The organism is Paraburkholderia sp. XV (genome assembly GCF_020177535.1).
In the GTDB taxonomy this organism is placed as follows: Bacteria; Pseudomonadota; Gammaproteobacteria; order Burkholderiales; family Burkholderiaceae; genus Paraburkholderia; species Paraburkholderia caribensis.
Genome location: NZ_JAGUUD010000051.1, coordinates 16,698 through 43,596, shown reverse-complemented (window position 1 = coordinate 43,596; position 26,899 = coordinate 16,698). Strand labels below are relative to the sequence as shown.

Here is a 26,899-nt window from a genome sequence, read left to right as displayed (position 1 = left end):
CTTATTTTCCGTTCTTCGTCTCGTTTGCTGCCGTCTTGCGTCTGCCGCTCCATGTGCGCAGGTCGGCGTACAGATGTTCGAACAGCCCGCCGATACCGCCCACGCCAACCCGCATCACATGCGACAGGCTCCTGAGCGGCGTATCGACTTCGCGCCCTTCCGCCCAGCCGGTCCAGGCGTCGGCGCGCGCGAACGTGCTCTGCACGAAGTCGAGTTCCTGCTCGCGCGTCATCGGCGCGAACTTCAGGCCGACGCGGCCCGGCACCGAGTAGGTGACGTCGGCGGGAAACACGAACTCTTCGTGGCCGCGAAACAGCGACACCACCACGCTCTCGTGCAACGGCACCTGGATCGCGGCAGGCAGTTGCAGCGCGACGCCGCCTTCCGCGTAATCGACGGTTTCGCACACGAGCGTGCGGCCCGTCGAGAAGCGCAGCGACGCCGGAATGCGCATCGCCACGCGATGCGTCGAGCGCACCTGACGCTGCTCGCGCGCCGCCGCGACGCTCGCGCCGAGGATCAGCATGTTGTAGCCCGTCCATGCCAGGTTCAGCACCGTCGTCTGCACTTCGCTGTGCGAACTGGCGTTGAGCGCGATATGCACGCAGCCGGTGATGAAACCGAGCAGGTTCAGCGCCAGCAGAATCAGATACGGGCGTGAGATGCCCCAGTCGAAGTATTGCTCGTCGATGCGCCCGCCCTTCGCCGTCACGTTGAACTTGCCGAGCTTCGGGTTGATCAGCGCGAGCAGCGTCGGCGCCGTGATGTACGACGCGAGCACCGATTCATAGACTTCGGACCAGAACGAATGGCGAAACTTCTGCTGCATCCGCGAGTTCGTGATGTTCGCGTGGAACATGTGCGGCAACGCGAAGATCGCGATCGTGCCCGCCGCCGCCTGGATGATGTGCGCGTTGAAGAACAGGAACGACAGCGGCGCGGTGAGGAACACCAGACGCGGAATGCCGTAGAAGAAGTGCATCATCGCGTTCAGATAGCACAGCCGCTGGCCGAACGACAGGCCGCGCCCCGTGAGCGGATTGTCGATCCGGAAAATCTGCGTCATGCCGCGCGCCCAGCGGATGCGCTGGCCGATGTGGCCGCCCAGGCTTTCCGTCGCCAGGCCCGCGGCCTGCGGGATCGACAGGTACGCGGTCGTGTAGCCCTTGCGGTGCAGCTTGAGCGCCGTGTGCGCGTCCTCCGTCACGGTCTCGACGGCGATGCCGCCGATTTCCTCGACCATCGTGCGGCGCAGGAGCGCGCACGAGCCGCAGAAGAACGTCGCGTTCCACAGGTCGTTGCCGTCCTGCACGAGACCGTAGAACAGCTCGCCTTCGTTCGGCACCTTGCGGAACGTGCCGAGGTTTTTCTCGAACGGATCGGCGGAGAAGAAATGGTGCGGCGTCTGCAGCATCGACAGCTTCCTGTCGCGCAGGAACCAGCCGAGGCCCACTTGCAGGAAGGAGCGCGTCGGAATGTGATCGCAGTCGAAGATTGCGAAGTATTCGCCGTCGGTGATCTTCAGCGCCTCGTTGATGTTGCCCGCCTTCGCGTGGCGGTTGTGCGAGCGGATCGTCCACGCCACGCCCACTTCCTCGCAGAACGCCTTGAACTCGGGGCGGCGGCCGTCGTCGAGCACGTGAATGGACAGCTTGTCTTTCGGATAGTCGAGCGCGATCGCCGCGTAGACGGTCGGCTTCACCACCGACAACGGCTCGTTGTAAGTGGGAATGAAAATATCGACGGTCGGCCAGGCGCTGCGGTCCAGAGGCAGCGGCATCGGCTTGCGCCTGAGCGGCCACGCGGTCTGGAAGTATCCGAGCATCAGCACGAGCGCCGCATACACTTCCGCCGACACCAGCAGCAAACCCCATACGGCGTCGAGCGGCCGTTCCCAGTAGGTCGTCTCCGTCAGACGCCAGTACATGTAGCGGCCCGTCGCGATCACCGACAGCATGATCATCACGAGCGTCGCATAGTGCCCTTGCGCGCGGCGAAACAGCAGCGCGCAGACAAAGCAGCAGATCGCAAACGTGAGTTGCTCGCCGAACGCGAGCGGCACCGTGAACACGAAGAACAGCGCCGCCAGCGCGAACAGTACGAGCAGGATCGTAACGGGCTTGCTGCCCAGAATGCGTCCGTCGATCAGATGCGAAGCGAGGCGATCGAAACGCGAGCGGCGCGGCGCCGCGTTGTCGGCGGCGTCGAGAATGTCTTCGGGGGCGGTGCTCATGCAGCGTTCCTCGGCAGCCGGGCCTGACCGTTCAGGCGCGTGCCCAGCCAGTCGCCGCAGGCGCGCAGGTCGGCGGCCGCCTGGCTGTGCGGATCGTAGTGGATCACGGTCGTGTCGTACGCAAGCGATTCGCTCACGCCCTGGTCGAGATGAATCACGCCGGGGAACAGATGATCGTCGAGTGCATCGCGCAACACCTTGACGACGTCTTTCGTCAGACTGCGGCTCTGGTCGACCTGGTTGATCACGTAGCCGTAGCCGAGGAAGTCCTGACGCGGCAACGCATAGGTCTGGATCAGACGCTCCATCTGCGGAATCGCCGCATAGGAAGCGGCATCGGCGATCACGACGTTCAGCACGAAGTCCGCAGCCAGCAGCGCGGCGCGCGTGTAGGCCGTCGCGCCCGGCGGCGTGTCGATCAGCACGATGTCGTCGGCATCGAGCGCGAGCGCTTCGAGCGATGCGCGGATCAGATACGGATCGGCGTCGAGTTGCGCTTCGAACACGCGCCGGTCGTCTTCGTTCAGCGCGCCATGCGGCAGCGCCGTAATGCCGTCGATGCCGTCGAACATCACCGTGCGCCACGATGCGCCCGCGAGCGTCGCGCGGGAGACGCCGTCGTAGTTGTCGATGGGAATGCCGAAGTGCAGACGCAGCGCGTTTTGCGGATCGAAGTCGACGGCAATCACACGGCGTCCGTTCGAGCCCAGCACCGAGGCGAGATTCGCGGCGAGCGTCGTCTTGCCGACACCGCCTTTAGCCGAAACAACCGAAACGACTCTCATGCGTCACCATCCGCCTTGAAGCGCGCTCTGAAGGTGTCGCGCAACGAACGACCAGGCGCCGCCGATCCATGCGACAGGCGGGCGAAGAGCGATGACAGGTCTTTCGACGGCGCATTGGCGGGTGTCGCCGGCTGGGATGCATTCGTGCCGCCGAATAGCCCCGAGAGGATCGAACCGCCCTGCGGTTGCGAGGTAGCCGGCGGCCTGGCGGGCGCCGGTTCCAGCGGGGGATTTTCAAATGGGGCACGAGCAAACGTTTGATGGCGCGCGAAAAAAGGGGCGGCCTGGACGGGTTGTGCTTCACGCCGTGGCACGGCATCGGGCGACGCCGGTTTCGTTGACGGCGCGGCGTCGACGGTGGGTGCAGGCGGGACGGCTGCGTGTGCCTGAGCAGCGGGCACAGCCGACGTGCCTGGCGCGTTGGCGGCGGCATTGCCGCGGTCCACGGCAGCGGCGACGGAGGGCGGCGCGCTGAAGCGGTTCGCGCCCATTTGCGCGGGAGCGACGGGCGGCGGCATCGACGCGTGGCGATGGCCGCGCGCGAACAGCGGCGGGCGCGCCGGTCCAGTGGATTCGGAGCGGGCGGGCGCGGCGGCCGGTTGCGCCGCGGTTGCGGGCGACGCCTGAGCTGCCGGCTCGACGCGTGCCGCCGGCGACACGGGACGGCCCGCGTCCGGCACGGGCGTGGTGTGCGCGATGTCGAGCGCGTTCAGCAACGGCCAGCGCAGCGCGGCATGCTTCGCGTCGTCGTCCCGCGTCACCTCCTGATATTGCCCGGCGTCGCCGCCGAAGCGCCGGAACAGATTACCGACGTCGTCTGAAACGCTCATGATGTTTCCTGTGCTTGTCCTGCGCATCCCTGTACTGCGACAGCGTTCGCTGCCCACCCGCTGTTTCACTATATGGTTAACGTCGTCGTTGGACTCAAGTTTAGTCAGGGCGCTTTCAACAGTCTGAATTCGCATGTGTGCGCGTTGACGCCTCGATATTCCTGCAGTGCCAGCGAGCCCGCGCCCAGTTCGTGCAGCCAGTGCTGATACGCGCCTTCGAGAAATGCGGAAACCCAGGGCGCGGCCCGTTCGCCGAATGCGGCAAGCGGCGCGCAGGAATGTTCGATGGACAGATAGTCGTCGCGTTCGGCAAGGCGGACGAAGCCCCAGTCGAGCCCGGACCAGATGCTGTTGAGAAACGCCGCGAGATCGTCGAGCGTCGTGCACTCGCCCGCCGGGTGCTTTGCAGCGAAGCGCGCGCCAATGCGCGACATCAGCATGCGCAACTGTGACGTGTCGATCTGCGTCTCGAACTCTTCGGCGAGTGCGGTGAGAAAGCCGCGCCATTGCACAGAAGTCTGATGTCGCGTGTAATAGTCGAGCAAGGTTGCCGTGTGTTCGTCTTGCATGTCCGAGAGGTTGATGACGTGTGCGTAGGATTTGACGGGAAGACGCTGCTTCCACTAGCGGACACCGTCACGCAGACAGACTGCCATGTTCAGCGAATGGTCATAATGGGCGTCGCCAGCATAGCATCGTTCAGTTGCCTATAAAAAAGCAACCGGCATGGTTTCTGATGTGGAAGGCAGACGACGAAACGTTTATTTTGCGCTTGCTCTTTTGCGTCGGCTCTGGGCAGTTCATTGAATGTTTCATTCGAAATACGCATTTTCTTCCATGCCTTAGAGGCAAGTCAGCTTAAGTATCTTTCAATGCATTACTGCTTCCGGAGTTAGACGATGAAGATCAACGACGAGCGCGCCATTCAGTTTCTCGGCGAAATTCGCAAGCCGCTACTCGTGCTGCATAAGGCCATACTCGATCACGAGCGCGCCTTGTATGAGAAGGAGTTCGGACCCGTCACGCCGGCCGCGTTCCTGCAGGTGTTGATCAATGGGTCGGGCTTCCGCTGGCTCAATCCGTTGTCGGTAATGATCGCGAATGTCGACGAGATTCTCGATGATGATGAAGCAACCAGCGCCGATCGTATTGGCGCCGTTGAATCTGTGGCCGCTCTTTTCTCGGGAGATTTGCCAGGCAACCTTTTCCTGCCGCATTATCGGCAAATTTTGCAGAACAGTCCCGACATACTGCATGCGCATGGACAAATCGCCCCCATATTGAAAGCGCTTGAAGCGGGTTGATTAATCGACTCGTTTGTTTCGCATTTGAGTCGACGTATGAGAAACGGAAACTCGCATAGGCTCCTGTATTGCCTCACCTTTGCATAGTCCGCTTCAAGTGCGGTGGAACGCGGAATCGGGCACGGCAGAATGACTCCGGCAGGCTTCAGATTCGCGAAGGTGAGAATCTGCGGGAGCGCACACTACGCCGCAGCGCACCCGTACTCTTATCGACTCAAAAACGAACCACACGCGCACGATTATCGAACGGAGTGGAACACGCATGACACACTGGACGCTCGATCAGCAGTTCACGTATCGCGATCAAACCGTTCGTTATCGGGTCTTCGGCGATGGTCCGCCCATTGTGCTGATACACGGCACGCCGTTTTCGTCATGGGTATGGCACCGGATCGCGCCGCATCTCGCCCCTGACCGCAAGGTTCATGTGTACGATCTGCTCGGCTATGGGCAATCGGAGAAGCGCGAAGGCGGGGATGTGTCGCTCGGCGTGCAGAACGGCTTGCTTGCTGCACTGCTCGAACACTGGGGACTCGCTGCGCCCGATGTCGTCGCACATGACTTCGGCGGGGCGACGGCACTGCGCGCGCACCTGATCGACGGTTGCGACTACAAAAGCCTTACGCTGATCGATCCCGTCGCGGTCGCGCCATGGGGCTCGCCGTTCGTGCGGCATGTGCGCGAACATGCGGCGGCTTTTGACGGGGTACCCGCGTATATCCATGAAGCCGTCGTCAAAGCGTACCTGCGCGGCGCGGTCACAAGGACCCTCACTGACGAAGAGCTTGCGCCCTATGCCATGCCGTGGCTAGGCGACGTGGGACAACCGGCGTTCTATCGACAGATCGCGCAAATGGACCAGCGCTACACCGATGAGGTCGAAGCGCGCTATCCGCAGATACGCTGCCGCACGCAGATTCTATGGGGCGAAGAGGATCAGTGGATTCCCATCGAACGCGGGCGGCATCTGGCCAGCGTTATTCCGCACGCGCGTTTTCAGCCGGTGCAGAATGCCGGGCATCTGATGCAGGAAGACGCGCCGGAAGCGATCGTCGCCGCTGTGTTGCGGTGGATAGACCGAGCGTCAGCGGGTTAGGCCGACGCGAGCCTTATCCGCGTTGATGCGGCAGGAACGGCATCGGATCGATGGGCTTGCCGTCGCGGCGCAGTTCGAACAGCACGGACACGCGCGAATTGTTCTCGCTGCCCATCTCGGCGATCTGCTGACCCTTGCGCACGATGTCACCCGTCTTCACGAGCAGCTTGCGGTTATGCGCGTAGGCCGTCAGGAAATCCTTGTTGTGCTGCACGATGATGAGACTGCCGTACTCGTTGAGCCCCATGCCGGCGTACATGACCTTGCCGTCGGCCGCGGCGCGGATCGGGTCGCCCGGCTTGCCGCCGATTTCGATGCCGCGTGTCTCGCCAGCCTGAAAGCCTTCGACCACATTACCTTGCGCCGGCCAGATCAGCGCCACGCCCTTCGCGTGACGCGCCAGTTCGGCGTTGACTTCACGGGCGTCGGCGGCGCTCGGCGCGGGGGCACCTGCGGCGGGCGCCGATGCCGTCGTGCTCGAACTGCCGCTCGTGTTGCCGGCCGCTGCGCTGCTCACCGTGGCGCTCGACGCACCGTTCGAAGCCGCTGCGGCGCTATTTGCGCCGGGCGGTGTCGCGCCCTGCGCCGCAGCCGGACCCACAGGAGCAGCCGGAGCAGCGACCATCTTCACCGCATCCGGCGACGATACCTTCAGCGCCTGCCCGATATGCAAGCGAGATGACGGCTTCAGATGATTCCACGCGAGGACTTGTTTGACAGTCACGTTATGGCTGCGCGCGATCCGCGCCAGCGAATCGCCGCGACGCACCTTATAGACGACGGGCGGAACCGGCTGCGCCACCATCTGGGGCGCAGGCGCTGCAGGCGCCGGATCGGCTGCCGTCTGCGCGACCGATGCCGCGTCGTTCTTGTTCGCGTCCTGATCGCCGACGTGCGCGCAGGCGCCCAACATCAAGGCGAGCGTGAAGCTCGCGAAACTGGCCCAGGTCCTGTCGAATCCATTCTTCGACATATGCTCTCCCGCATGATTCGTTCAATGACCGAAGGCGCGCGGCTCGCCCAATCAGCGGATGTCGAAAGACACCCACGGAGGCGTGCAGCATGCCGCCTCGTTGCGGCCTCAACCGTCCGGCGCCATGCCGGGACCATTCCGTCATCCTGCTGGGAGCCGCGTCACATCTGATGCGATCTTCCGCTAAAGGGGTCGGAATAGCCTTCTTAATCAAAGCCGCATTGTAAAGTGCAGCCACCGGAAAACGCGGCGTGCGAACACTCTGATACAAAATGTTTAATCGCGGTAATTTTCGGTGGTTTGCGGGTAGATCCCTACCCTATCGACTGTCTTTTAAACCACGCGTCATAAAACCGCTCTATCTCATATCGGCACGACGCGCGTGAAACTTGAGACACACCCGTCCAGGCAGTCAACACGGAGAGATCAATGGCCGGCATCAGCGAATCGAAAACGATCAGCGTGGCGATCGCGCGTGACTGGCGGGAGGTCTACGCGTTCATGGAGCATCCACTGTCATTCGCGCAGTGGGCGTCGGGGCTGGGCAAGCCATTGCGCGGCAAAGGCGCCCAATGGACATTCGAAAGCGCGGACGGCAAGCCCGTCGATGTACGCTTCACGCCGCGCAATCCATATGGCGTGCTCGATCACTATGTGAGCACCGGACAGGGCGACGAGATCTACATACCGATGCGCGTGATTGCGAATCGCGAAGGCTGCGAAGTGTTGTTTACGCTGTTCCGGACAGCAGGCATGAGCGACGCGCAATTCGCCGCGGACGCGCAGTGGGTTGGACGCGATCTCGCTGAACTGAAGCGCTTTCTCGAGCAGCAATAGAGTCCGCTGGACTCACGCGCGCACGATCGTCACGCCGAGCGCTTCGAATGGCGCGGTGGTCGACGCGGACGCGCCCTTCTCGACGATGATCGTGCTCGCTGCGTCGATGCCCGCAATCATGTACGCCGACGCGGCATTCAACTTCTCCGACGACGCGAGCACGACTGTCTCTGCCGCGCGCGCCACCAGCGCGCGCTTCACGTAAGCCTCTTCGAGATCCCCTGTGCTCAACCCTGCCTCGGGATGAACGCCCGTTACACCCATGAAATAGAGATCGGCGCGAATGTGGCCGAGCGCTTCGATCGCGGCCGCGCCGACTGTCACCATCGAATGACGGAACAGCCGCCCGCCGATGATCACAACCTCCAGCGCCTCGTGCGCCGCGAGTTCCACCGCGACGCTCGGACTGTGCGTCACGATCGTCGCGCGCAGGTCGGCGGGGAGATGGCGCACCAACTGAACGGCAGTCGTACCGCCGTCAATGAAGGCGATCTGGCCCGGCGCGATCATCCGCGCGGCGGCCCGGCCGATCGCCGCCTTCGCTTCCGAGCCGATCGCCTGGCGCCCGGCGAGATTCGCCACCGCCGGCGATGAAGGCAATGCGCCGCCGTGCACGCGCTGCAGCTTGCCCTCTGCGGCAAGCTCGCGCAGGTCGCGGCGCACCGTGTCTTCGGAGACGCCGAATGCCTCGCTCAGCGGTTTGGCCAGCACCTGGCCGTCGCGCTGGAGCGCATCGAGAATCAGCTTCTTACGTTGGGAAGTCAGCATTTGTCTGTTGGTGCCGTTTTTCCGGACTGCACGAATTTTCTTGATTTTGCATGAATCTGCACGATACCATGGTTCCGTTCGGGACAAGGAGGATTCATGGACAAAACGGCCGACCGCGTGCGTATCGTCGATGTGCAGGTGCTGTCCGACGACTGGTACGTCCTGAAGAAGACCGTGTTCGACTACCGGCGGGCAGATGGCTGTTGGCAACGGCAGAGCCGCGAGACCTACGATCGCGGCAACGGTGCGACGCTGCTGCTCTACAACCCACGCCGACGGACCGTCGTGCTGACGCGGCAGTTCCGCTTGCCTGCGTTCGTCAATGGACACGAAGGGATGTTGATCGAAACGCCCGCCGGATTACTCGAAGAGGCATCGCCGGAAGAAAGGATTCGCGCTGAAGTCGAAGAGGAAACCGGCTATCGCGTGGCATGCGTGCGCAAGGTGTTCGAAGCGTTCATGAGTCCGGGCTCGGTGACCGAGAAGCTCTACTTCTTCGTCGCCGAATACGATGCCGATGCGCGCATCAGCCGTGGCGGAGGAATCGCCGATGAAGGTGAAGATATCGAAGTACTCGAACTGCCCTTCGACGATGCATTAGCAATGGTCGCGAACGGCGACATAGTGGACGGCAAGACCATCATGTTGTTGCAGTACGCGGCGCTTCATCTGTTTGTGAATGAAGGCACAGCGGCGCACGAAATGCGCGAATAAAAAAAACCGTCGGGCTTCTGATGAGGCGCGACGGGAAATGCATGGAAATCTCACGACACGAATGTCGCTTGCTACATCGCGCGATCAGAACTTGTGGCGAATCGCTGCGCGGAACGCGAGCTGGTTCGATGCCGACGATGGAGCCTGTGTTCCGAGAATGAACGCGTTGTCCATGATCGAATTCGTCTTGTCGCCTGCGACCTTCTGGTACACACCTTGAACGTAGAAGTCCGTGCGTTTGGAGATGTTGCAGTCCGCCATCAGGCCCACCGTGTGAACCTTGGGCTTTGCGCTGCCCGTCGACGAATCGTAGTTCTCCAGCGTGTACACGTATTCACCGCCGACATAGAACGCAGGCGTCAATTGATACTTCGCGTTCAGTTCGAAGTTCTGGAACCTCAGGCGGTTGAGCGTCGAGCCTGCCGCGACGATCGCGCCCGGCGTGCCGAGATAGCCGTTGCCCGTCGGGTTGTTGTAGGTCGAGTTCGTATAAGCAAAGCCGACCGTCGCCGAGCCGAACGTGTAGTTGACGCCTGCGCCGAATACACGCATGCGCTGGGCGAGGAAGCTGGCGTCGTTGGTTGCGATCGCGCCGCTTGACGTTGCGCCCGTGTTGTTCGCCTGCAAGTAAGCGGCGGCGAGCAACAGGCTGCCCGTTGCATATTGTGCGCCGAAGCTGTATTGACGGTTGTTGGCAAAGTTCGTGTCGTTGCTGAAGCTGTACGTGCCACCGAACTGGAAGCCGGCGATGTCAGGACTCACGTACTTGACCGTGTTGTTGACGCGGAACGAGTTGTCCGTGTTGTCGTTATCGAACGGGTGCGAGAACAGATAACCAGACCAGTTGCCGTTCGACGTCGTTTGCGCGAGGTAATCGACGACGGAATCGTATTGACGGCCCAGCGTGACCGTACCGAACCGGTCGTTCGACACACCAACGTACGCCTGACGGCCGAACATGCGGCCGCCCTGCCCCAAACGGCCGCTATTCAGGTCGAAACCGTTTTCCAACTGGAAGATCGCCTTGTTGCCGGCGCCCAGATCTTCCGCCCCTTTCAGGCCCCAACGGCTGCCTTGTGCGTAGCCGCTTTGCAATTCGACGACGCTGTGGCCGCCGACGCTATTTGTATAGTTGATACCTTCATCGATCACGCCATATAGCGTGACGCTGCTCTGTGCGAACACGGGAGCTGTGAAAGCGGCTGTAGCAGCCAGCGCGATGACCTGTTTCTTCATTAGACGATCTCCGATTTTGGTAGATATGGTGGTTTGTGCGTGCTGTGTTTTTAACATTTTTGTTCGGCATGCTTAATATTCGTTCAGCTTTGTTGCCGTTTTGTTTGCACGCGCTTCCTGGTACAGCTGCGTGCAACGGACGTGATGCTGCCCGAGCGTAACCATGTAGTCCAGTTGTACTACGGACCGGGACGAAATTCGTTGTGAAATGCCCACGAATGGTGCATCAATTCGTGGGATTGAATTGGTCCGTAGGAAAAATTCGAAATCCCGTCGCGTATTTTCGCTAAAGCTCTCCCGCACGAAACTTCTACACTGTGAATCGGAATCGTCCGATAGGACTTGCGGAAAGGGATTCGTATTCTCTGCGCCTCTATGTGGCGCGCGCTTAAGCTAACGACAGAGCTTCGAACCAGACCGTTCGTCTCAATGCTCAATCACCGCGTCGCGCCGAGGCTCATCGATACGCGGCCGGGAGGCATTGATGAAAACGACTTACCACGATGTTTCGCGGAGTCCGAACTGCCCACTTTCAAATCACACTGCGAGCCCTGGTACTCACGTTATCGGGATCTTCGTCTTCGACGGGTTTTCGCTGTTGCCGGCAGTGGAAGTTGTCGACGTATTCGACAAGGCGAATCAGGTTCTGGCTGCTGGGCATGATGACGCGCCTCTGTATAGGACGGTTTTTGTTTCGAGCGACGGTGGTTGTGTGTCCAGTTCCGCGCGTATCGATGTGTTGACACAATCAGTCGAGCTGTTTCGGTCCGGTCGGGCGGTATTTGTCGCGGGCGGAGAAATGGCGGTGGACGTTACAAGAGATGTGAAGATCAGTGGATGGCTTCGCGGCACGACGTCACACGTTGATGAGGTTTTCGTTATTGGAAACGGCGATGCTTCGTTGGATGTCGTCGCGTCTAGCCAAATTCAAAATCCACGGGTTCGGACGGATGCTGGTGGCCTCCAACCAGGCGGCCCCACGGGCAACAACACGTCAGATCATGCATCGCGGTCAGCAGTGCGGCACGCGCTTGGATTGATCAGGCAGGACTTTGGTTTGTCCGTGTTGCGACGCGTGCTTGAACATCTTCCTGATACTGGATTGGCTGAATTCAATGCCATCGCTGCCAACGGTGCCAAGTCGATCACGGAGAAGATCCACGAGAGCGCGCGGTGGATCACGCGCAACTGCAATAGGCCAATTTCGATTACGGTCGCCGCGCAGATGGCAGGGATGAGCGACCGCTCGTATTTGCGGCATTTTCGAGCGGAAATGGGGGTGAAGCCGTCTGAGCATCTGCGACGGTCGCGCGTTGAGCTCGCTGCGGCGATGCTCATATCGAGTGACTTGCCGGTCGACAAGATCGCGCGGCGCTGTGGGCTGACCAGTGGGGAGTGTCTTGCGAGACTCTTTCGGCAGGTTTGGCACATTTCGCCGACGGAGTATCGGAACGGATTTCAAGCAACTCACGCAGGAGCGTGACAATCCGTGAATCGACTAGACACGCCTTCCGGAACGCAATTGGCACATTAAAACAATGCTAACACCTATTTCCAAAGCCACCGATTTCCTATGTATTTCGACATCCGCTTATGTTTCACAAATCATCGTCTTTCACGACCACGCAACATTCACAAATGTTGATGGTCTACTGGGACTGCTCGGGCTTGTGCTCCCATTCATCACGTTTCAATTGACACGTGTCTATCGGCCATTTCGCTACGATTCGGCGTTCAATAGCGCGTTTCGGGCGCTTCTTGGCTGGTTTCTGGCCCAATTCATTTTGACTGCGCTCTCACACGGCTATCCTGGCCGGGAGATACGGGAGCAATGGCTATTGTGGTGGACGGTCATAGCCGCGTGCACGATCATCGTTGGACGTTTCGCTGTCCACGCACTGCCCTTGCTGCTTCGCTCGCGGCGATTCGCACCGCCCCGGATCGCAATCGTCGCCCCTTTCGCCGCGAACGGCGATTTGCTCGAACGCATCGCTCCACAGACGCGAAACGCCTTCGTCCCAGAGGTCATTTTCGATCCGTCCCTACCGATGGACACGATAATTGATCACATTCCAGCAGTTCGAGAACTAAATACCCTTAAGCAGATCGTTCGGACACGAAAGCTTATGGAGATCTGGATCATCAATTCGCCTTTTGAACCCATTTCTGTCGAACATCTATTCGATGAGTTCCGTGACGCATTCATCAATATCAGAGTCCTTCCCATGTCCGATGGAAATATCTCGAATGCGGCCGTAATGGGAGATTACCGTGGGGTTCCCATCCTGAACATCATGGCAGCGCCGGATCGAGGATGGGATGTCGTTCCTAAAGAATTGTTCGATCGTATATTTTCTTTTTGCGTCCTTTTATTAATCTCACCGCTTCTGATGGCGATCGCAATTGCCGTGAAATTATCGTCGCCAGGCCCTGTGTTGTTCCGACAACACCGAAAGGGTATGAACGGAGACGTCTTTTCGATCTACAAGTTTCGGACGATGTTCCATGGAGCAGACAAGCCCGGCACTGTCGTTCAGGCGCGCAAGGGCGATTCCCGGGTGACTAAAGTGGGTCGGTTTCTGCGAAGCACGAGCCTCGATGAATTACCTCAATTCTTCAACGTCCTTAAGGGTGAAATGTCAGTAGTCGGGCCGCGCCCTCATGCTGTCGAGCATGACGAGTATTACAAAGAGCTTGTTCAACACTATATGTTTCGCTACCGGATCAAGCCTGGGATCACAGGCTGGGCTCAAATCAATGGCTACCGAGGCGAAACAGCGCAACTCGAGCAGATGGAAGCCCGGGTCAGGTTCGATATGCATTACATCCAGCACTGGACGTTTTGGTTCGATATGAAAATTATTGCTTTGACTATTTTCAAAGGCTTTGTGGGGAACGGCGCCTACTAATATGTTTGTTTTCGCCCGCCATCCTCTTCCAAACCAACGTTGCAACCCATTTTTTATTTTCGCTTTTTATCTCACATCTCTTTGGCACGCTCTCAAACAGATTCCGATAACAGGCTAGATAGATGCTCCCTGACGGCGACCGGGATCCCCTACTCTGGCTCGACTGGCGTAAGGTGATACAGTACACAAATGGCGACGCAAAAGGACGTGGCCCCTGCATCTCACCTAGCTCGGATCCCACGAACCGCCAAAGTAGTTGAATGCGCCACTGAAGTCGCCTGTACGAATGGGCTCCTCGCCTCTCTTTTCGGCGATTATCCTGCCGTTGCGAATAAGCGTGAAGCGTGGGGCACCAGGTAATGATGGTGAGGTGACTTCACTGACGCCAGCCGGCAGATCATGCGTCGTATATCTGTCGCCCAGTCCGATGACGAGCGTCGCAGAGCTGGTCAGGAATAACGTTACATGGACTTGTTCGGTCAATATAGTACGGGATCGTGGTGCAGCGAAAATGCCCAAGGACGCGCCGATTCCCTTCATTTCGCTCACGCCCACCGGATGCAGACGATAGAAATAGTAGAACTTATCCTGAATGATCTTGGGCGCAGCACCGAGCTTGAACCACTCAATAAAATAGCGGCTCGCATCAAGGTATGCACGGTGACTCAGTAAAGCACCGAAGCGAGGGTCATAGACATTCGCACGGGTATTACTGCCGATCGGGGCGACATATGTTGATTCCGCCCAGTCGTTCCATGTCACTATTTGCACCCAATCCGCATTCGAGCGAATCGCAGAGAGCCATTCGGTCGCCATGCCCGCGAAACCATCGGTTTCGAACGCACGATAGTTCGTACCGGTCGGGAGGCCTCGATAATATGGCGTGACCGATGCCATAAACAGCTTGCCTGCCGACTTCAGCGAGGTTGCCAGATTTTTAACGGACCTTGCCAGTGAATCCGGTTCGCCGGCTGCGCCGAAATAGAAATAGCCCTGCGTCGAAAGGCACCGATTCACGACTTCATTCGCGACGGCACCCGTGATTTCTGCTTCACCTGTAGACGGTGCGAAGTGAGGGACGAAATACACACCAAGCAATTCCGCTTGCTCGATCAGTGATTCGCAGCGCGCAGGATTTTTTCCTCCCAACGCATACGCCGAAACCACCGGTCGTGCGCCGACCATCAATTGCCCGGGGAGGCCAGCGGTACTTTTTACAATGTCGTCCAGCTCGTATTGAGCTTTACCATCCGCCGACACGAAAAGCTTGAAGCCGCTTCCGAGTTGCTCGGCGGCACGATACATCTTCAGCACGCGTGCGCGATAAAGCGGCTCGCTGCGATTCCAGCCGCCGCAGTTCAGGGCGAAACCATCTATGCCACGTTCCTGTGCGTCCCGGAACTCAGCAATATAGTCGTCAACGCTCGCGTTCGGGCCGCCGCGCGGCCACGCGACCATATAGTGTGCAAACACCCGCTTGCTCGTTGGCTGTAGCGCTGATACACGTGAAGCCATCCAGGCGGACGGAATACTCAAGCATCCCAAAAGTAACGTTCTACGTTTCATTTCTGCGACCTCGGGACGTGACGCTCGTCGGTGCAGGGGCCACGTATGGCGTCGTGAGCAAATGTCGCGCCGCGCGTCGACTAGATAGCAACGAAAAAATCAGCACGAGCATGCCTGTGATCACGACACCCATCAGCGCACCGAGCACCCCGAATCCCCGCGACAGTACCGAAACTAAAAGGAGCGATGCACCTACTTCAAATGTTGAGATTCTGACGAATGATGCGCGGTCTGCGGAAAAAACGATAAGTGACAGCACGCGGCACAGGAAAATCAACGTGGCGCCGAGGAATGCGACGAACATGAAGACCAACTGCGTCGCATGGGAGCCAAGCACTGCAGTCGGAAACAGATGGACGCGGCATGCAAACCAGCTCGCCGTTGACATGAAGACCATGAGAATTACAGCGCCCGCTGCCATGACGTGGCGTTGCGGCAAAAACAGAATCGCGGACATCATCCGCATAAATCCACCGGTAAGAACAAGGGCTACGCCTTGGCCACAATTAAAGGCGAGGTTGTGCACGCTCTTCACGCCGCGATACAACGATCCCGCCCCCGGTCCGAGGATCAAATTGACGATCACTATGTCTATGTGCTTCGCCCCAGAAAAGATCGCATTCCCGTACCAACTACCTAGAATCTCTTTGCGATTCTCCCAGAAGAACGTCTGATATCCAAAAGTGCGGAAATTGAAATGTTCCGCTTCAGGGCGGAAGAATTCAGATCCGCACGGAGGCCCGCGACGCGTCGAGTGCAGATACGCGATCAGTAACATCGCCCCATAGATGGTTTCCACAAACAACAGCAGATCTGGGAGAAATGGATCGAGAGAGCGTTTCTTGATCAGCAATACGACGATCAGCACTCGACTGACCGCGGATACCGTCGAGATCACGCAGACGGTGCCGCTGCGCCTGTAAAACCGCATAACGCCTAGCGCGTAGTGCGACAACCCATAACACATCGGCGCCAGCACCATCGGCACGCCAAGCTGCGTGCTCGCAAATACACCGTAATGCGCGAACAGCGTGCCAAAAACCGAGAACACCACCGTCGAACCCACCGCGCTGATGCAATCAAGGAAAATCAATGTGGATACGCGCGATCGCACTTTCTCGACAGTGAAGATCCGAGGCGATCCGAAGTTAAAAAGGTCGATTGCGACGAAAAAGAATGCCAACAGCGCGTACGATTTACCCAGCCACACCGCGTCTAGATAACGCAGCGCAAGTGCTACCGCTACGAAATTTCCGAAGGCGGGCAATGCCGACGCGAGCATTACGTAGACTACATCTCGATTCATGTCAGCCATGCGCTTTCAGTGCCTCGCAATAGCGGCTGTAATGCGCTTGCAACTCCGTATAGCAAAACCGCCGCACCACTTCGCGCTGCCGTTGTTTCTGCTGCTCACGCCATTTCACATCCGTCAAGGCGTTCGCGATTCTTTCTGTCAACGCGCCAATGTCAGCTGGCGCCACTAGACTCTGGGGATCAAGCACCTCTGCAACGCCGCCTACGCGTGTCGCTATGACCGGAACTCCAACCGCCATGGCTTCGAGCAGCGCTCTCGGCATGCCTTCCTGTAGCGACGGCAGAACGAAGAGTTCATGTCGGCTCACAGTGCTGAGCACATCGTCCCCATTCAATGCACCCGCGAAACGCACAACATCACTAAGGCCAAGTCGCACTGCCAATTGTTGAAAATCTTTGCGTAACACACCATCGCCGACAAGCGTGAGTTCGATATTCAGCGCTCGTTCACGCAGCGCAGCCACCGCGTGTAGCAAAATCCCGTGGCCCTTGCTTTCGTTGTGCATCATTGCGACATTGACGATGCGGAATACACCCCCGTCGTCGTGCACGTTGCACGCATCGTCGCAGCGGTCAAACAACTCGGCAGGGAGATACACATCACTGAAACCGAATGATCGTGCCTGCGTTCGTGGTGGATATGCTATCTGCAACGCGCTGTCTGTTACATAGCGCACAGTCCGTCCGTACTTGGCCGCATGACGCGTAGCCCAGCAATGTACCCAGCGGGCGATACGGCGGAGTGGATGACGCGAAGCTGAATCGCTGAAATAGTCGGCCGGATCGGCAACGATCTCCGCGGAAAACGGCCTGCATCTCGCGTGACACAGCAACATCGCTAGCAGCGAAAGATTTCCCGGAAATCGCAATACCAGCAGATCCGCAGTGCGAATCACATTCCAGATACCCCACACCAACTGCGGCAACTGTGTGATCCACGCCTTGACGCCGCGTGGATCGCCAAGATCAATGAATTGCACGCCTGTACCGGTAACGAGTTCGCCCCGTGCGTGCAGCACCGGAAACGACCGGGCCGCGATCCTCACCTTTGCGAAGCTCTCCGTGAAGCGCGCCGCAAACTTGCGATGTCCCATGTGTGGGCTATATATCTGATCGCCGACCTTCTGGAAGTTACCATCAATCAGAAGTGTTACGGACGGGCTGCTTTCGTCCTGGAGCACCTTCACGAGTTCCGCGTAACGATTCGCCGATGAGCTAGCCAACTTCTGCCAAAAAGGGGCCGGGTTACACCGGAGTTCTTCAACTGCAGAAGCAACGGCATTGGGATCGAAGCTTTCCGCATGGAACGCGTATTCAGACACGCCGAGGTCGCCATACGCAGCCTGCCCTTTTCGCTCGTATGCGATATGAATGCTTGGCAGCCCGCCAAGCACACTTTCGAGACTGCCATGCAGCCGCACGGACACAACGATCGCATCCTCGTCCCGGATTACATCGCGCAGCGCAGGCGCCGAGTCGTCGCCGAGCACGTGGTGATAGAACACGTCATCGCTATTCCCACGCCCCGCGCTCTGTAGGGCGAGGCTTGCGTCCGGCGTCAGTGCGATCAGATGCCGCAGCTTCGCGATATAGGCGTCCGCGTACGGCTTCTCACCCAAGTCGCGAAATACAAAATATACCTTGCGTCGCGCACTGGATGTGAAAGATTTTCCGGCCGCGAGTTGCAACGCATGCGGCCGCTTGCTTATTTCCAGCACGACAAGATCGCCGATCCGCACCGCATGCCGATGACTCAGTTCACGCACGCTCTTGTCGTCGCGCAGGAAGATGGTATCGACATGATGGCGCACGAGCCACTTGAGCACCCAGCCCGGCCCCGTCGAAAAAGGTCCGACGCTTTGCGGGAGATAGATCCGCACGCGGGGGCCCCATAAGGATGCGCAGACAATCTGCAATCCATGCGCAGTTAGCGTCTTGCAGCCTTCTTTCCATGTACCAGCGCGCAAATAGCCGCCGCCGACACCGAAGAATATCGCGCCGCGCCGGCGCCACGCATGCGTCATCGTTCGTATAACGAACTGACCTAGTGAGATCAGGCTGATTTTCGAATCGTCAAGATAGCCGATGAATGACGCCGGATCCAGACACACGACAGTGACGATCTGCTTGAAACCGGCCTCGCGAATAGCGCGCAAGCTCAATTTAACCAACAGCCCATCGCCACTGTTTCGCGAGCTGTACGCGTGCAACAGATAGATATCAGGCACTCTCATAGTAATTCATCAAGGACTTGAAAAACTTTTCTGCACTAAACGCCTGATCGAATACGTGGCGCGAATTCGCGCCCATGCGACGACATTCGTCAATGGACAGTGAGTTAAGTTGCTCGGCAAGGCAAGCACCCGTGAGTTGGCGCAGCATTAGACCGTTGTAACCATGAATGACCTGCTCCGGCAGCGAACTCTCGCTCGATACGACCAGCACCTTGCCAGCTCGCATAGCTTCGATCGGTACAAGCGCGAGTCCTTCCCAGCGTGACGGAACTACGATCGCATCCATCTTCCGCATCGCTCGCCCCGCCTCTTCCGGGCCAACCCACCCGTGATACGTAACGCACGGGGTTCCGTCTGGCATCGCCACGCCGCCGCGTACTGCGGTCCCGAACACGTGGACCTGCAGGTGATCCTTGAGTAGTGGCAAAGCGTCGACGAGAATGTCAAAGCCCTTTTGATAGTCGAGTCGACCGAAATAGCCAACATGTATATGCCGAGCAGAGTGTCCGACCGCCTCCGTATCGGTGTCGATTTGCTCAGCCGCCATGTCCGTCGGGATGCCCGTATATACAAGTTCGAGCTTGTCCTGCTCAATACCATACTTGTTTGCCGCACGCACTTCGTCAAACGACATGCAGAGAATCCGCGTGCAACGTCGCGCCAGCCATTTCTCAATCATCGCGAAGGCGAACGCGGTCATGCGCGAGATGTCCTTCTTCATAAAGGACCACGCGTGCGGTGTATACAGCACCTTCGCTTCACCGAACGAGCCGAGACGTACATATACGCCCGGATAGGAGCTATGACAGTGAATCACGTCCGCATGTAGCATCTTGATAGTCTTGCGTATTGCGCACGAGATACTGACGAACCTGAGTGGATTGCGACTAGACCGGTAAGGCACGACGTTAATGCCATCAACTTCGAACCTTGCCGCGTCCATGTTGTGTGGGTCGCATACAAGCACTACGTTGTGCCCGTAACTGCGCTGTTCGATCATCAGCGCTGTCACGTAACTCGAGATACCACCCACCCAAGTTTCAACTACGTGGACTATCTTCAACGCGCACCCCTGCCTTTCGATGAAAGCGGCATGATCCGCACCTTCTTTTGTCTGAGCAGCAGCGCCATTGGAAAAGCGAATAACACGATCCATCGCATTTCGTAGTAAGCAAGGACGTTCGAGTCGAACAGAAGAAACAGGAAAGGCAGTGGATACGACACAATCTTGACGGGCATCCATCGCCAGCTTGATCCGCCCCCCATCATCGTGATCTTCGCGATCATCCATGCCAGTACGATGAACGACAGAAGATAACCAAATATGCCGAAATTAACGAGAAACTCCCCCGGCATTCCAAACAGCAGTGTCGTCTCGTCGGACTGGTTGGTCTCTGTTTCTCGAACAATATCGCTCTTCTCGCGAGCGAAGGTTTCAGGCTTGTCTTTCCAGATTGCCTTCGGGACAATTGCCGCCATCCCGCCAACCAAGCTTCGGCCCATGGCTAGTGTGTAGCCAGGCTTCGACACCGAATCGAGTGCCTGCACTTGCACGTCGAAACGTGAGAGATCGCGAAACAGGAAAAAGCTAAGCGGCCCCATCGACAACTGGAGCATCCGCTGGTCTGCGAAGTTTTTCGACAAACTTCCAATCTGCGAATAGTCGATGCCAAACTTCAGTGGGAGCATTGCCAGACCACCAGCGGCGACACAAATGCCAATGATCTTCGCTGCGCGACGGCTGATGCGCACAACGAACGTGTGATAGATGAGGCAGGCGAACAGCACGACAAACACAATGCCTTGTCTGTTGCCGAACACACCGGACGATAGCCATCCAAGCACGATCAGTTGGACGAATGCAACAATCCTTATCAAACGGCTGCGCCACGGCCTGAGGGTGACACACACAAAAACCCACAGTGGGGCGGTATTGGCGAACGCCTGCACGACGCCGAGCCCCTCTAAGGGATCATTTGTTGTCACCGACGTTTCGAGGCGATCCGCGTAAAGCTGTACGATCTGAGCATAGCCGCCGAGCTTCAGGTAGATGAACGCGAGTGCAGCCAGAGCGAGCACCGCATATCCATATACCCAGCGACTCACGACGGCGGCGGATGGACACATGGCGGCCATCGCGGCGGACGCCCTGCACTTGCGACGCATCGCGAGAAGCCAAAAGTTCATCACCCAGATTCCGGCGATGTTCAACACAAACCACGTGATCGTCGCGGAGTTTTGTTCGGGTAAGAGCGTCAAATAGATTTCATCGCGTGCGATCAACTGGCCTGCTGGCAGCACGCAAAAATACGCAAGCGCGAACAGCCGCCATAGGCGGAGCAACTCGCTATCGGCCTTGATCCACCAGATGCTCGCGGCGACAAGCAGCAGAAGACAGACGGTCAACGTCTCGGCATCACCGTGATAGAGCGCGGCGAAGAGACACGCGATCGCGCCGCCTCCGAGAAGCAACCAAAGGAAGGGCAGAGCCCGACGCCGCTTCGCGCGCACTCCGTTCATGATTTCACCTCTTCGTCTTCTGATACTGATAAGCAATGTAGCGATATGCGCCATACTTCGATCGATATCCAAATGCGCGCGCATCTACACCATTGAATATCACGCCCTTGAGCGACGCGTTTGCGCGTTGCAGTCGTCGCGCGCTCTCACTGATCTCACCGATCGCCGTCTTTTGAAAGCGTGCAACGAGGAAAACCGTACCAGCGATGGCAGCCATTGTCGGAGTGTCAGAGACCGCTAGCACTGGCGGCGTATCAATGACTACCATGTCATATCGCGAGCCAAGCAATTCCATAAGACTGTTCATCCTATCGCTTAATAGAAGCTCCGACGCATTGGGTGGAATGCTGCCAGTCGTCAGCAGATCGAGACCCGGCGACACCTCGCGCTGAATGACGGTCTCGGCGGCGGAGTGGCCAGCAAGCACATTTGACAGGCCCTGACCACGTCCCCTGCCGAAATACTGATGCAGGTGACCGCGCCGCATGTCCGCGTCGACGAGCAGCACCCGCTTGTTGCCACCACAAAGCACGCTGGCGAGGTTGGCGGAGATGAACGACTTACCTATACCCGGTGCAGGGCCGGTCAGCAGCAAACGATTGTTCGGCGCTTCGAGCATCGCGAAGCTCAACGCGGTGCGCAGACTACGCAGACTTTCAATTGATGGCTCGTCTGGATTCGATTCAGCGAGCAGATACTTGCCCGGCCTGCCTGATTGCATGCCCGCGTTCAGCGATTTTTGAGCCTGCGAAAAGGGAATCGCGCCATATACATTGAGGCCTGCGTAACGCTCGATGTCCTGCGCGTCTGTGACACCGCCGTATAGCATCTCCCGAACAAACGCGGTGCCGATGCCGAGCATCAGACCCGCGATTGCCGCAAGCCCGATAAAAAGTGGCCTCTTCGGCGATACCGGCTCTTCCGGGACGCGTGCTTCGTCTACCTGACGAACACTGGCGACCTTGCCCGCCGCAACTAGTTTCAACTGCTGGATGTTGTTTAGCGTTCCGACGTAGATGTCTTGAGCGACCTGCACGTCGCGCATCAGCGACACCGCATCCTGCTGGCGATTCGGCAAGAGCTTCATGCGGTCATTCACGTCGCTCACCTTGGCTTTCATCGCATCGATCTGCTGGTCGAGTGCAACAATGGCAGGATGAGACGGCGCGTATCGTGTTGCGAGATCGGCGCGCTTCTGCTGCAGGTCGAGCAGGCCGCTTTGTGCGACGACGCTTTGTTGTAGATAGGTTTGCGCCTCGACGCTAACATCAAACGTACCGCTCTGGTTGCGCATAGCGTTGTATCGTTTCTCCGCGACTTCGAGGTCATGCTTCAGTGCCGGCAACAAGGCTTCAAGAAACTGCGATGACTTGTCCGCTTCAGCAGTTTTCCGCTTCACGTTTTGTGCGACGTACGCATCTCCTATCTCATTGAGAATTTCTGATATCTGCTGCGGATCGCCGCCACGCAGCGTGCCGGTGATGATGTCGCTTTGCTTGCCTTTCTGCTGCATATTGAGCCTTTGCTGCAGATCGGTCAGTGTCTTGAGCTTCGATTCGCGAGTCAGATAGAATGCGGCGCCCGGCTTCGCGTGCACGCCTGCGATGAGCAGGTGAAGATGGCCGACGCTCTGCTCGATGTCCAGTGGCTTGCCAACGATGCCTTCGATCGGCGAGTCTAGGTCGGACTGCGTCAATCGGAAGCGCTGGTTCCCGAGCAGCGTTAGCCGAAAGCGTTCGCCTTCCAGTTCTTTCGGCACGTCGAATTCACGCACGTCAATCGATTCGTTTCCCCAGCAGAATCCCCCCCACCCCATCAGGCCCGGAATGGAGAGCGATTTCGCGTTGTCGGCGACACGCCAGCCGATCAGCGGGAAATAACGTGGCCGCGCATCGATGTAGAGACGCAGGTTATTCACCGCCTGATCGACCACCGTCCGCGATTGCAGGATCTCCAACTCACCTTCGGCCTGAGTTTTCACGTCGAACAGCGAAGACACGTCGCCGAGCAGCGAACTCGCACTCGTCGGGTTATCCTCTTCGACCTGAATCATGATGTCCGCTTCGTATGTCGGCCTTGCTAGAAATGAATAAGCGCCCCCCAGCAGAACAACGGCTGCCAAGACGCTCGCGATAAGCCAGCGACCGGCGATCAGTATGTCCAGGTAGCGAATGAGGTCGTCGTGCTCGTCAGTGTGATCCTCGACCATCAGGTCGGACTGCTTGTTCATCTTGTTCTCTCGCTATGCCATTGCTTTTATGCGTGGCGCCCATGCATCGGCGCCCATCCGGATCAACTCGAACGCCTCGTGGAAGTGTTTCACGGGCTTTCTGTACGGGTCGGGCACGTCGAAACGCCCGATCTCTCCAATCCGAAATACCTTGCCCGATGCGACTGGGTGCTGGCGCATGATCTGGTGCTTGTGCGTCGCTTCCATCGTGAGGATCAGATCGGCGAACCGAACTAGTTCGACGTTCAACTGCTGTGCTCGATGCGCGGCGATGTCGAGCCCCGCTTCGGCAGCGACGCGTATCGCCATCGGATCAGGCGCCGAACCTATGACGGCGTTGAGCCCGGCCGACACCACAGTGACGCCGGGGACTTCGCGACTAATCAGGTTCTGAGCCATCGGGCTGCGACAGATGTTGCCGACGCATACGACTAGTATCGACTTGATCATTTGGCCACGATCGCACCAGCTAGCGCCGCGTTGACGGCGGGCAATAGCAAGCTCAGCACGCGAGAAAAGCGCACGAGTCCATTACCATCGACATACACAACGTCACGAGGATTGAGTTCGAACTGGTTCGCGAAGATCATCGCGACCGGGGACTTTGCATCAAGGTGATAGATCTGCGGGGTCGGACTCATGGAGTCGCGAATGACATACACTTCCGATGCATCTGCAGTTGCGTTATTCAAGCTTCCCGCCTGGGAAATCGCTTCGCTCAACGTCAACCTTCCGCTTTTCATTGGCACAGCAGTGACAGGCTTGTTCACCTCGCCCATTACGAATACGCCATTGTCGTCACGTGCGACCACACGTAGGAGGTCGCCATTTTTCAGAACGATCCTTGCGGGGTTGACTCCTTTCTCTAACATCCCGGTAAGGTCAAGCGAATAAGAATTTCCATCGCGGACGAGTACCATCCGGCTCTGATCCGCCGTCGCTGCAAATCCACCCGCCCGGTTCACAGCGTCATAAAGGGTCATCGGAATATCGTTAAGCGGCAGCGTGCCCGGCGTGTGTACCTCGCCATCGACATAGATCTGCTTGGCGCGAAACGAAGCAACACGCACCGTGACTTGCGGCTTGACGAAAACTTTTGTCAGCGCCACGGCCAGACGTCGTTGGACCTGCTCAGGCTTCAGACCTTCGACATGAATTGGCCCGACATACGGAAAATCCAGATTGCCATCCTGGTCAATCACGAATCCGGGCACAGGATCGGAAGGCCGAGTAGCTGTTTGGCCGAGGGGACCTTGCGCCTGCACTAACTCGGGGTGATCCCAAACCGTAATCTGAAGAACATCGCCCTTACCGAGCGCGTAAGGTTCGGCCGTTGTTAAAAGGCTCTGTATCTGGAGCGAACTTGTACGCGACAGGTCGTCCTTCATCCGCGCGATCAGAGCGGCGTCTATGGTGGAGATGGGCACGAACGAGTCCTTAACGCTGGATTGAACACCCATCGCGCTCGTCGACAATTCGACTGGGGGAGTCATCTTCATACCAGGCGCCATTGCACACCCAGACAATCCCGCACACGCCGCGATCACTGCTGCAAACCAGCAGCCCAAGCTCGATCGATTGCGCGGTACATTTGAAGCCGCTTTCATTGCCCATCCTTTTATCTTCACTCGCCCCCGCCCTCAGACGATCGCGTCGCGGTTCTGTCGCACAGAGCTCAGCATCGATGCACACCGTCACGCCGATCGAGCCAGGACTCCCCTCGTCGTCCATAGGTGTTCGATGTGTACCGTCGGATTCCCGCTTCCGCCTATGCATCACAAAACATGCTGCATTTCAGCGACCCGCCAGCATACGAACCCACCCACCACCTTTCCCGCCAATACCCGAACCGTTTTCGCCAACCCCCATCTCAAATTCAAGCCCCGACCTCGCCCACCCCAACCACGTTCCCAAGAAAAACACAACCAGGAGGAACTCTGAGAGATAATGTCGGTCCACATGGGGTCGTGCGGCGATTCCACGTCCGGTCCCTATGCTGCGAAACCGCATAGAAACCGCCACGAAGCAACGCCGCGCCACCGCGCCAAAGCCCTCCCACGCACATCGCAGGGACCGCGACCAGCGCAACAGCCACACAGCAACACCCCAAATTCCAGCCTCACCGAGCCTGCGCTGCGCGTCACCCGCGCACCGTCTCGCGGAGGCGTTTTCGCCCAAAAAACCGCATGCAACCATCCAAAAACCGTCTGATCGAACTGGACTTCTTCCGGGGGCTAGTTCTTGTATTTATCGTCGTCGACCACATCGGCGGCAGCATCCTGTCGCGCGCGACGCTGCACGCGTACGCGCTGTGCGACGCGGCCGAAGTCTTCGTCTTCCTCGGTGGATTCGCGACGGCCACGGCTTACGCTTCGCTTGCGAAACGCCACACGGAAGCCGACGCACGCAACCGCTTCTTCAAGCGTTCGCTCGAGCTGTATAGGGCGTTTCTGATTACAGCCGTTCTGATGCTGCTCGTAAGCGCCGTGATGAGCGCGTTCAGCATCGACGCGCCCAACATGGCCACGACCGATCTCGACGACATGATGGACACGCCCACTGCGGTCCTGCGCGACATCCTGCTGTTCCGTCGCCAGCCGTACCTGGCGTCGGTACTGCCCATGTACGCGTTTTTCGCGTTTGCCGTGCCCGCCATCCTGCCGCTCGCGCGCAGCAAGCCGTGGCTGCTGCTGGCGGGCAGCCTCGCCGTGTGGTCGATTGCGCCGTCGTTGCTCCCCCATCTCCCTGTCGCGGAAGACGCGCAGTGGGACTTCAACCCCTTCGCGTGGCAGTTGATGTTCGTGCTCGGTGTGATCGCGCAGACGCAACCCGTCTATCAGCGCGCGAGTGCGCACCGCCACGGGTGGCTATTGACAGTGTTCGCCTGCGGCATCGTCGCAGCTGCCGCCTGGTTCAAGCTGTTCGTGGAAGTGGGGCCGCTGGACAGCAGCCTGAAACAGAATCTGTCGTGGCTGCGCGCCGTCAATTTCCTCGCGATCGCATGGCTCGTCGCGAATATGGTGCGCATCGGCTGGGCGCGAGCGCTGGCTCAACGCCTGCCGTGGATAGGACTTGTCGGGCGCAAGGGCCTCTTGTGTTTCGTCGCGGGGACAGTGATCTCGCTGGTCGTCGACTCGCTGCTCTATACGGCAACAGACGGCTATCTGAACGTACCGCTCGGTCTCGTCGCAGATGCCGTCGCGATCGGCTCGCTGTTCGCCGTCGCCAAGGTATCGGTGCCGATCTCGCGCGTGCTGACGCTGCGCCTGCGCGGCTCGGGGCCCGCCTGAGATCGGCGATCAGCCCGTCACGCGAGCCACGCCAAACTCAACGCTGCAATCAGGAAAGCC

At 58.6% G+C, this 26,899-nt stretch carries 22 protein-coding genes; 7 read left to right on the top strand and 15 right to left on the bottom strand.

What is annotated here, in order from left to right:
- Position 1 precedes the first annotated feature (1 nt).
- The 4 genes from bcsA to bcsD all read right to left on the bottom strand — a co-directional run bounded on the left by bcsA (position 2) and on the right by bcsD (position 4,417).
- Entirely contained in the window at positions 2–2,233 is a 2,232-nt protein-coding gene (bcsA, locus tag KFO72_RS22820; RefSeq protein WP_225033100.1) for a UDP-forming cellulose synthase catalytic subunit, read from the bottom strand.
- A complete protein-coding gene (gene bcsQ / locus KFO72_RS22815; protein WP_035989276.1) occupies positions 2,230–3,018 on the bottom strand; it encodes a cellulose biosynthesis protein BcsQ in 789 nt (262 codons plus the stop codon). Before bcsQ ends, bcsA begins: the two co-directional genes overlap by 4 nt.
- Complete coding sequence (gene bcsP, locus KFO72_RS22810) at positions 3,015–3,848, bottom strand: cellulose biosynthesis protein BcsP (RefSeq protein WP_225033099.1); 834 nt, start codon at positions 3,846–3,848, stop codon at positions 3,015–3,017. Before bcsP ends, bcsQ begins: the two co-directional genes overlap by 4 nt.
- Positions 3,849–3,952: 104 nt before the next feature.
- A complete protein-coding gene (gene bcsD / locus KFO72_RS22805) occupies positions 3,953–4,417 on the bottom strand; it encodes a cellulose biosynthesis protein BcsD (RefSeq protein WP_225033098.1) in 465 nt (154 codons plus the stop codon).
- 330 nt (positions 4,418–4,747) lie between these two features.
- On the opposite strand from bcsD, the gene KFO72_RS22800 reads away from it, so the two are divergent.
- The gene (locus KFO72_RS22800; protein WP_263627776.1) at positions 4,748–5,152 is read left to right on the top strand and encodes a hypothetical protein; all 405 of its coding nucleotides are present in this window, start codon (positions 4,748–4,750) and stop codon (positions 5,150–5,152) included.
- A gap of 262 nt (positions 5,153–5,414) precedes the next feature.
- Positions 5,415–6,248, top strand: coding sequence for an alpha/beta fold hydrolase (locus KFO72_RS22795; protein WP_225033097.1), 834 nt, complete (start codon positions 5,415–5,417; stop codon positions 6,246–6,248).
- Positions 6,249–6,261: 13 nt separating this feature from the next.
- Here the strand turns inward: KFO72_RS22795 and KFO72_RS22790 are convergent, their stop codons facing one another.
- Complete coding sequence (locus KFO72_RS22790) at positions 6,262–7,221, bottom strand: peptidoglycan DD-metalloendopeptidase family protein (RefSeq protein WP_224101437.1); 960 nt, start codon at positions 7,219–7,221, stop codon at positions 6,262–6,264.
- Positions 7,222–7,650: 429 nt separating this feature from the next.
- Between KFO72_RS22790 and KFO72_RS22785 the strand changes: the two genes are divergently transcribed.
- The gene (locus KFO72_RS22785; RefSeq protein ID WP_054934642.1) at positions 7,651–8,058 is read left to right on the top strand and encodes a hypothetical protein; all 408 of its coding nucleotides are present in this window, start codon (positions 7,651–7,653) and stop codon (positions 8,056–8,058) included.
- A 12-nt stretch (positions 8,059–8,070) separates the two neighbouring features.
- On the opposite strand, the gene KFO72_RS22780 is transcribed toward KFO72_RS22785, so the two are convergent.
- A complete protein-coding gene (locus tag KFO72_RS22780; RefSeq protein WP_107203671.1) occupies positions 8,071–8,826 on the bottom strand; it encodes a DeoR/GlpR family DNA-binding transcription regulator in 756 nt (251 codons plus the stop codon).
- 96 nt (positions 8,827–8,922) lie between these two features.
- Between KFO72_RS22780 and KFO72_RS22775 the strand changes: the two genes are divergently transcribed.
- Positions 8,923–9,540 carry an NUDIX domain-containing protein gene (locus tag KFO72_RS22775; RefSeq protein ID WP_225033096.1) on the top strand — a complete coding sequence of 206 codons (618 nt, stop codon included), beginning with the start codon at positions 8,923–8,925 and terminating at the stop codon, positions 9,538–9,540.
- 84 nt (positions 9,541–9,624) lie between these two features.
- Here the strand turns inward: KFO72_RS22775 and KFO72_RS22770 are convergent, their stop codons facing one another.
- Entirely contained in the window at positions 9,625–10,776 is a 1,152-nt protein-coding gene (locus KFO72_RS22770; protein WP_225033095.1) for a porin, read from the bottom strand.
- Positions 10,777–11,260: 484 nt separating this feature from the next.
- Between KFO72_RS22770 and KFO72_RS22765 the strand changes: the two genes are divergently transcribed.
- Together KFO72_RS22765 and KFO72_RS22760 are read left to right on the top strand one after the other, a co-directional pair.
- Positions 11,261–12,259, top strand: a complete 999-nt coding sequence (locus KFO72_RS22765; protein WP_225033094.1) for a helix-turn-helix domain-containing protein — start codon at positions 11,261–11,263, stop codon at positions 12,257–12,259.
- Positions 12,260–12,314: 55 nt separating this feature from the next.
- Entirely contained in the window at positions 12,315–13,685 is a 1,371-nt protein-coding gene (locus tag KFO72_RS22760; RefSeq protein WP_225033093.1) for an undecaprenyl-phosphate glucose phosphotransferase, read from the top strand.
- Positions 13,686–13,910: 225 nt separating this feature from the next.
- Here the strand turns inward: KFO72_RS22760 and KFO72_RS22755 are convergent, their stop codons facing one another.
- From KFO72_RS22755 to KFO72_RS22720, 8 genes are read right to left on the bottom strand one after another with little or no spacing between them, the layout of a single operon-like run.
- Positions 13,911–15,251 (bottom strand): glycoside hydrolase family 71 protein, encoded by a 1,341-nt coding sequence (locus KFO72_RS22755; RefSeq protein ID WP_054934636.1) that lies wholly within the window; start codon positions 15,249–15,251, stop codon positions 13,911–13,913.
- Entirely contained in the window at positions 15,241–16,566 is a 1,326-nt protein-coding gene (locus tag KFO72_RS22750; RefSeq protein WP_225033092.1) for a hypothetical protein, read from the bottom strand. Before KFO72_RS22750 ends, KFO72_RS22755 begins: the two co-directional genes overlap by 11 nt.
- The gene (locus tag KFO72_RS22745) at positions 16,559–18,799 is read right to left on the bottom strand and encodes a glycosyltransferase (RefSeq protein WP_225033091.1); all 2,241 of its coding nucleotides are present in this window, start codon (positions 18,797–18,799) and stop codon (positions 16,559–16,561) included. Before KFO72_RS22745 ends, KFO72_RS22750 begins: the two co-directional genes overlap by 8 nt.
- Entirely contained in the window at positions 18,786–19,955 is a 1,170-nt protein-coding gene (locus KFO72_RS22740) for a glycosyltransferase (RefSeq protein ID WP_225033090.1), read from the bottom strand. The genes KFO72_RS22745 and KFO72_RS22740 overlap by 14 nt, the downstream gene beginning before the upstream one ends.
- The gene (locus tag KFO72_RS22735) at positions 19,859–21,319 is read right to left on the bottom strand and encodes a hypothetical protein (RefSeq protein ID WP_054934634.1); all 1,461 of its coding nucleotides are present in this window, start codon (positions 21,317–21,319) and stop codon (positions 19,859–19,861) included. The genes KFO72_RS22740 and KFO72_RS22735 overlap by 97 nt, the downstream gene beginning before the upstream one ends.
- Before the next feature lie 4 nt (positions 21,320–21,323).
- On the bottom strand, positions 21,324–23,549 hold the full coding sequence (locus KFO72_RS22730; protein WP_225033089.1) for a polysaccharide biosynthesis tyrosine autokinase: 2,226 nt from the start codon (positions 23,547–23,549) through the stop codon (positions 21,324–21,326).
- Positions 23,550–23,561: 12 nt separating this feature from the next.
- Entirely contained in the window at positions 23,562–23,999 is a 438-nt protein-coding gene (locus KFO72_RS22725) for a low molecular weight protein-tyrosine-phosphatase (RefSeq protein WP_054934632.1), read from the bottom strand.
- A complete protein-coding gene (locus KFO72_RS22720; protein WP_412101796.1) occupies positions 23,996–25,048 on the bottom strand; it encodes a polysaccharide biosynthesis/export family protein in 1,053 nt (350 codons plus the stop codon). Before KFO72_RS22720 ends, KFO72_RS22725 begins: the two co-directional genes overlap by 4 nt.
- A gap of 687 nt (positions 25,049–25,735) precedes the next feature.
- Between KFO72_RS22720 and KFO72_RS22715 the strand changes: the two genes are divergently transcribed.
- Positions 25,736–26,839 carry an OpgC domain-containing protein gene (locus KFO72_RS22715; protein ID WP_225033088.1) on the top strand — a complete coding sequence of 368 codons (1,104 nt, stop codon included), beginning with the start codon at positions 25,736–25,738 and terminating at the stop codon, positions 26,837–26,839.
- Positions 26,840–26,899: the final 60 nt, after the last annotated feature.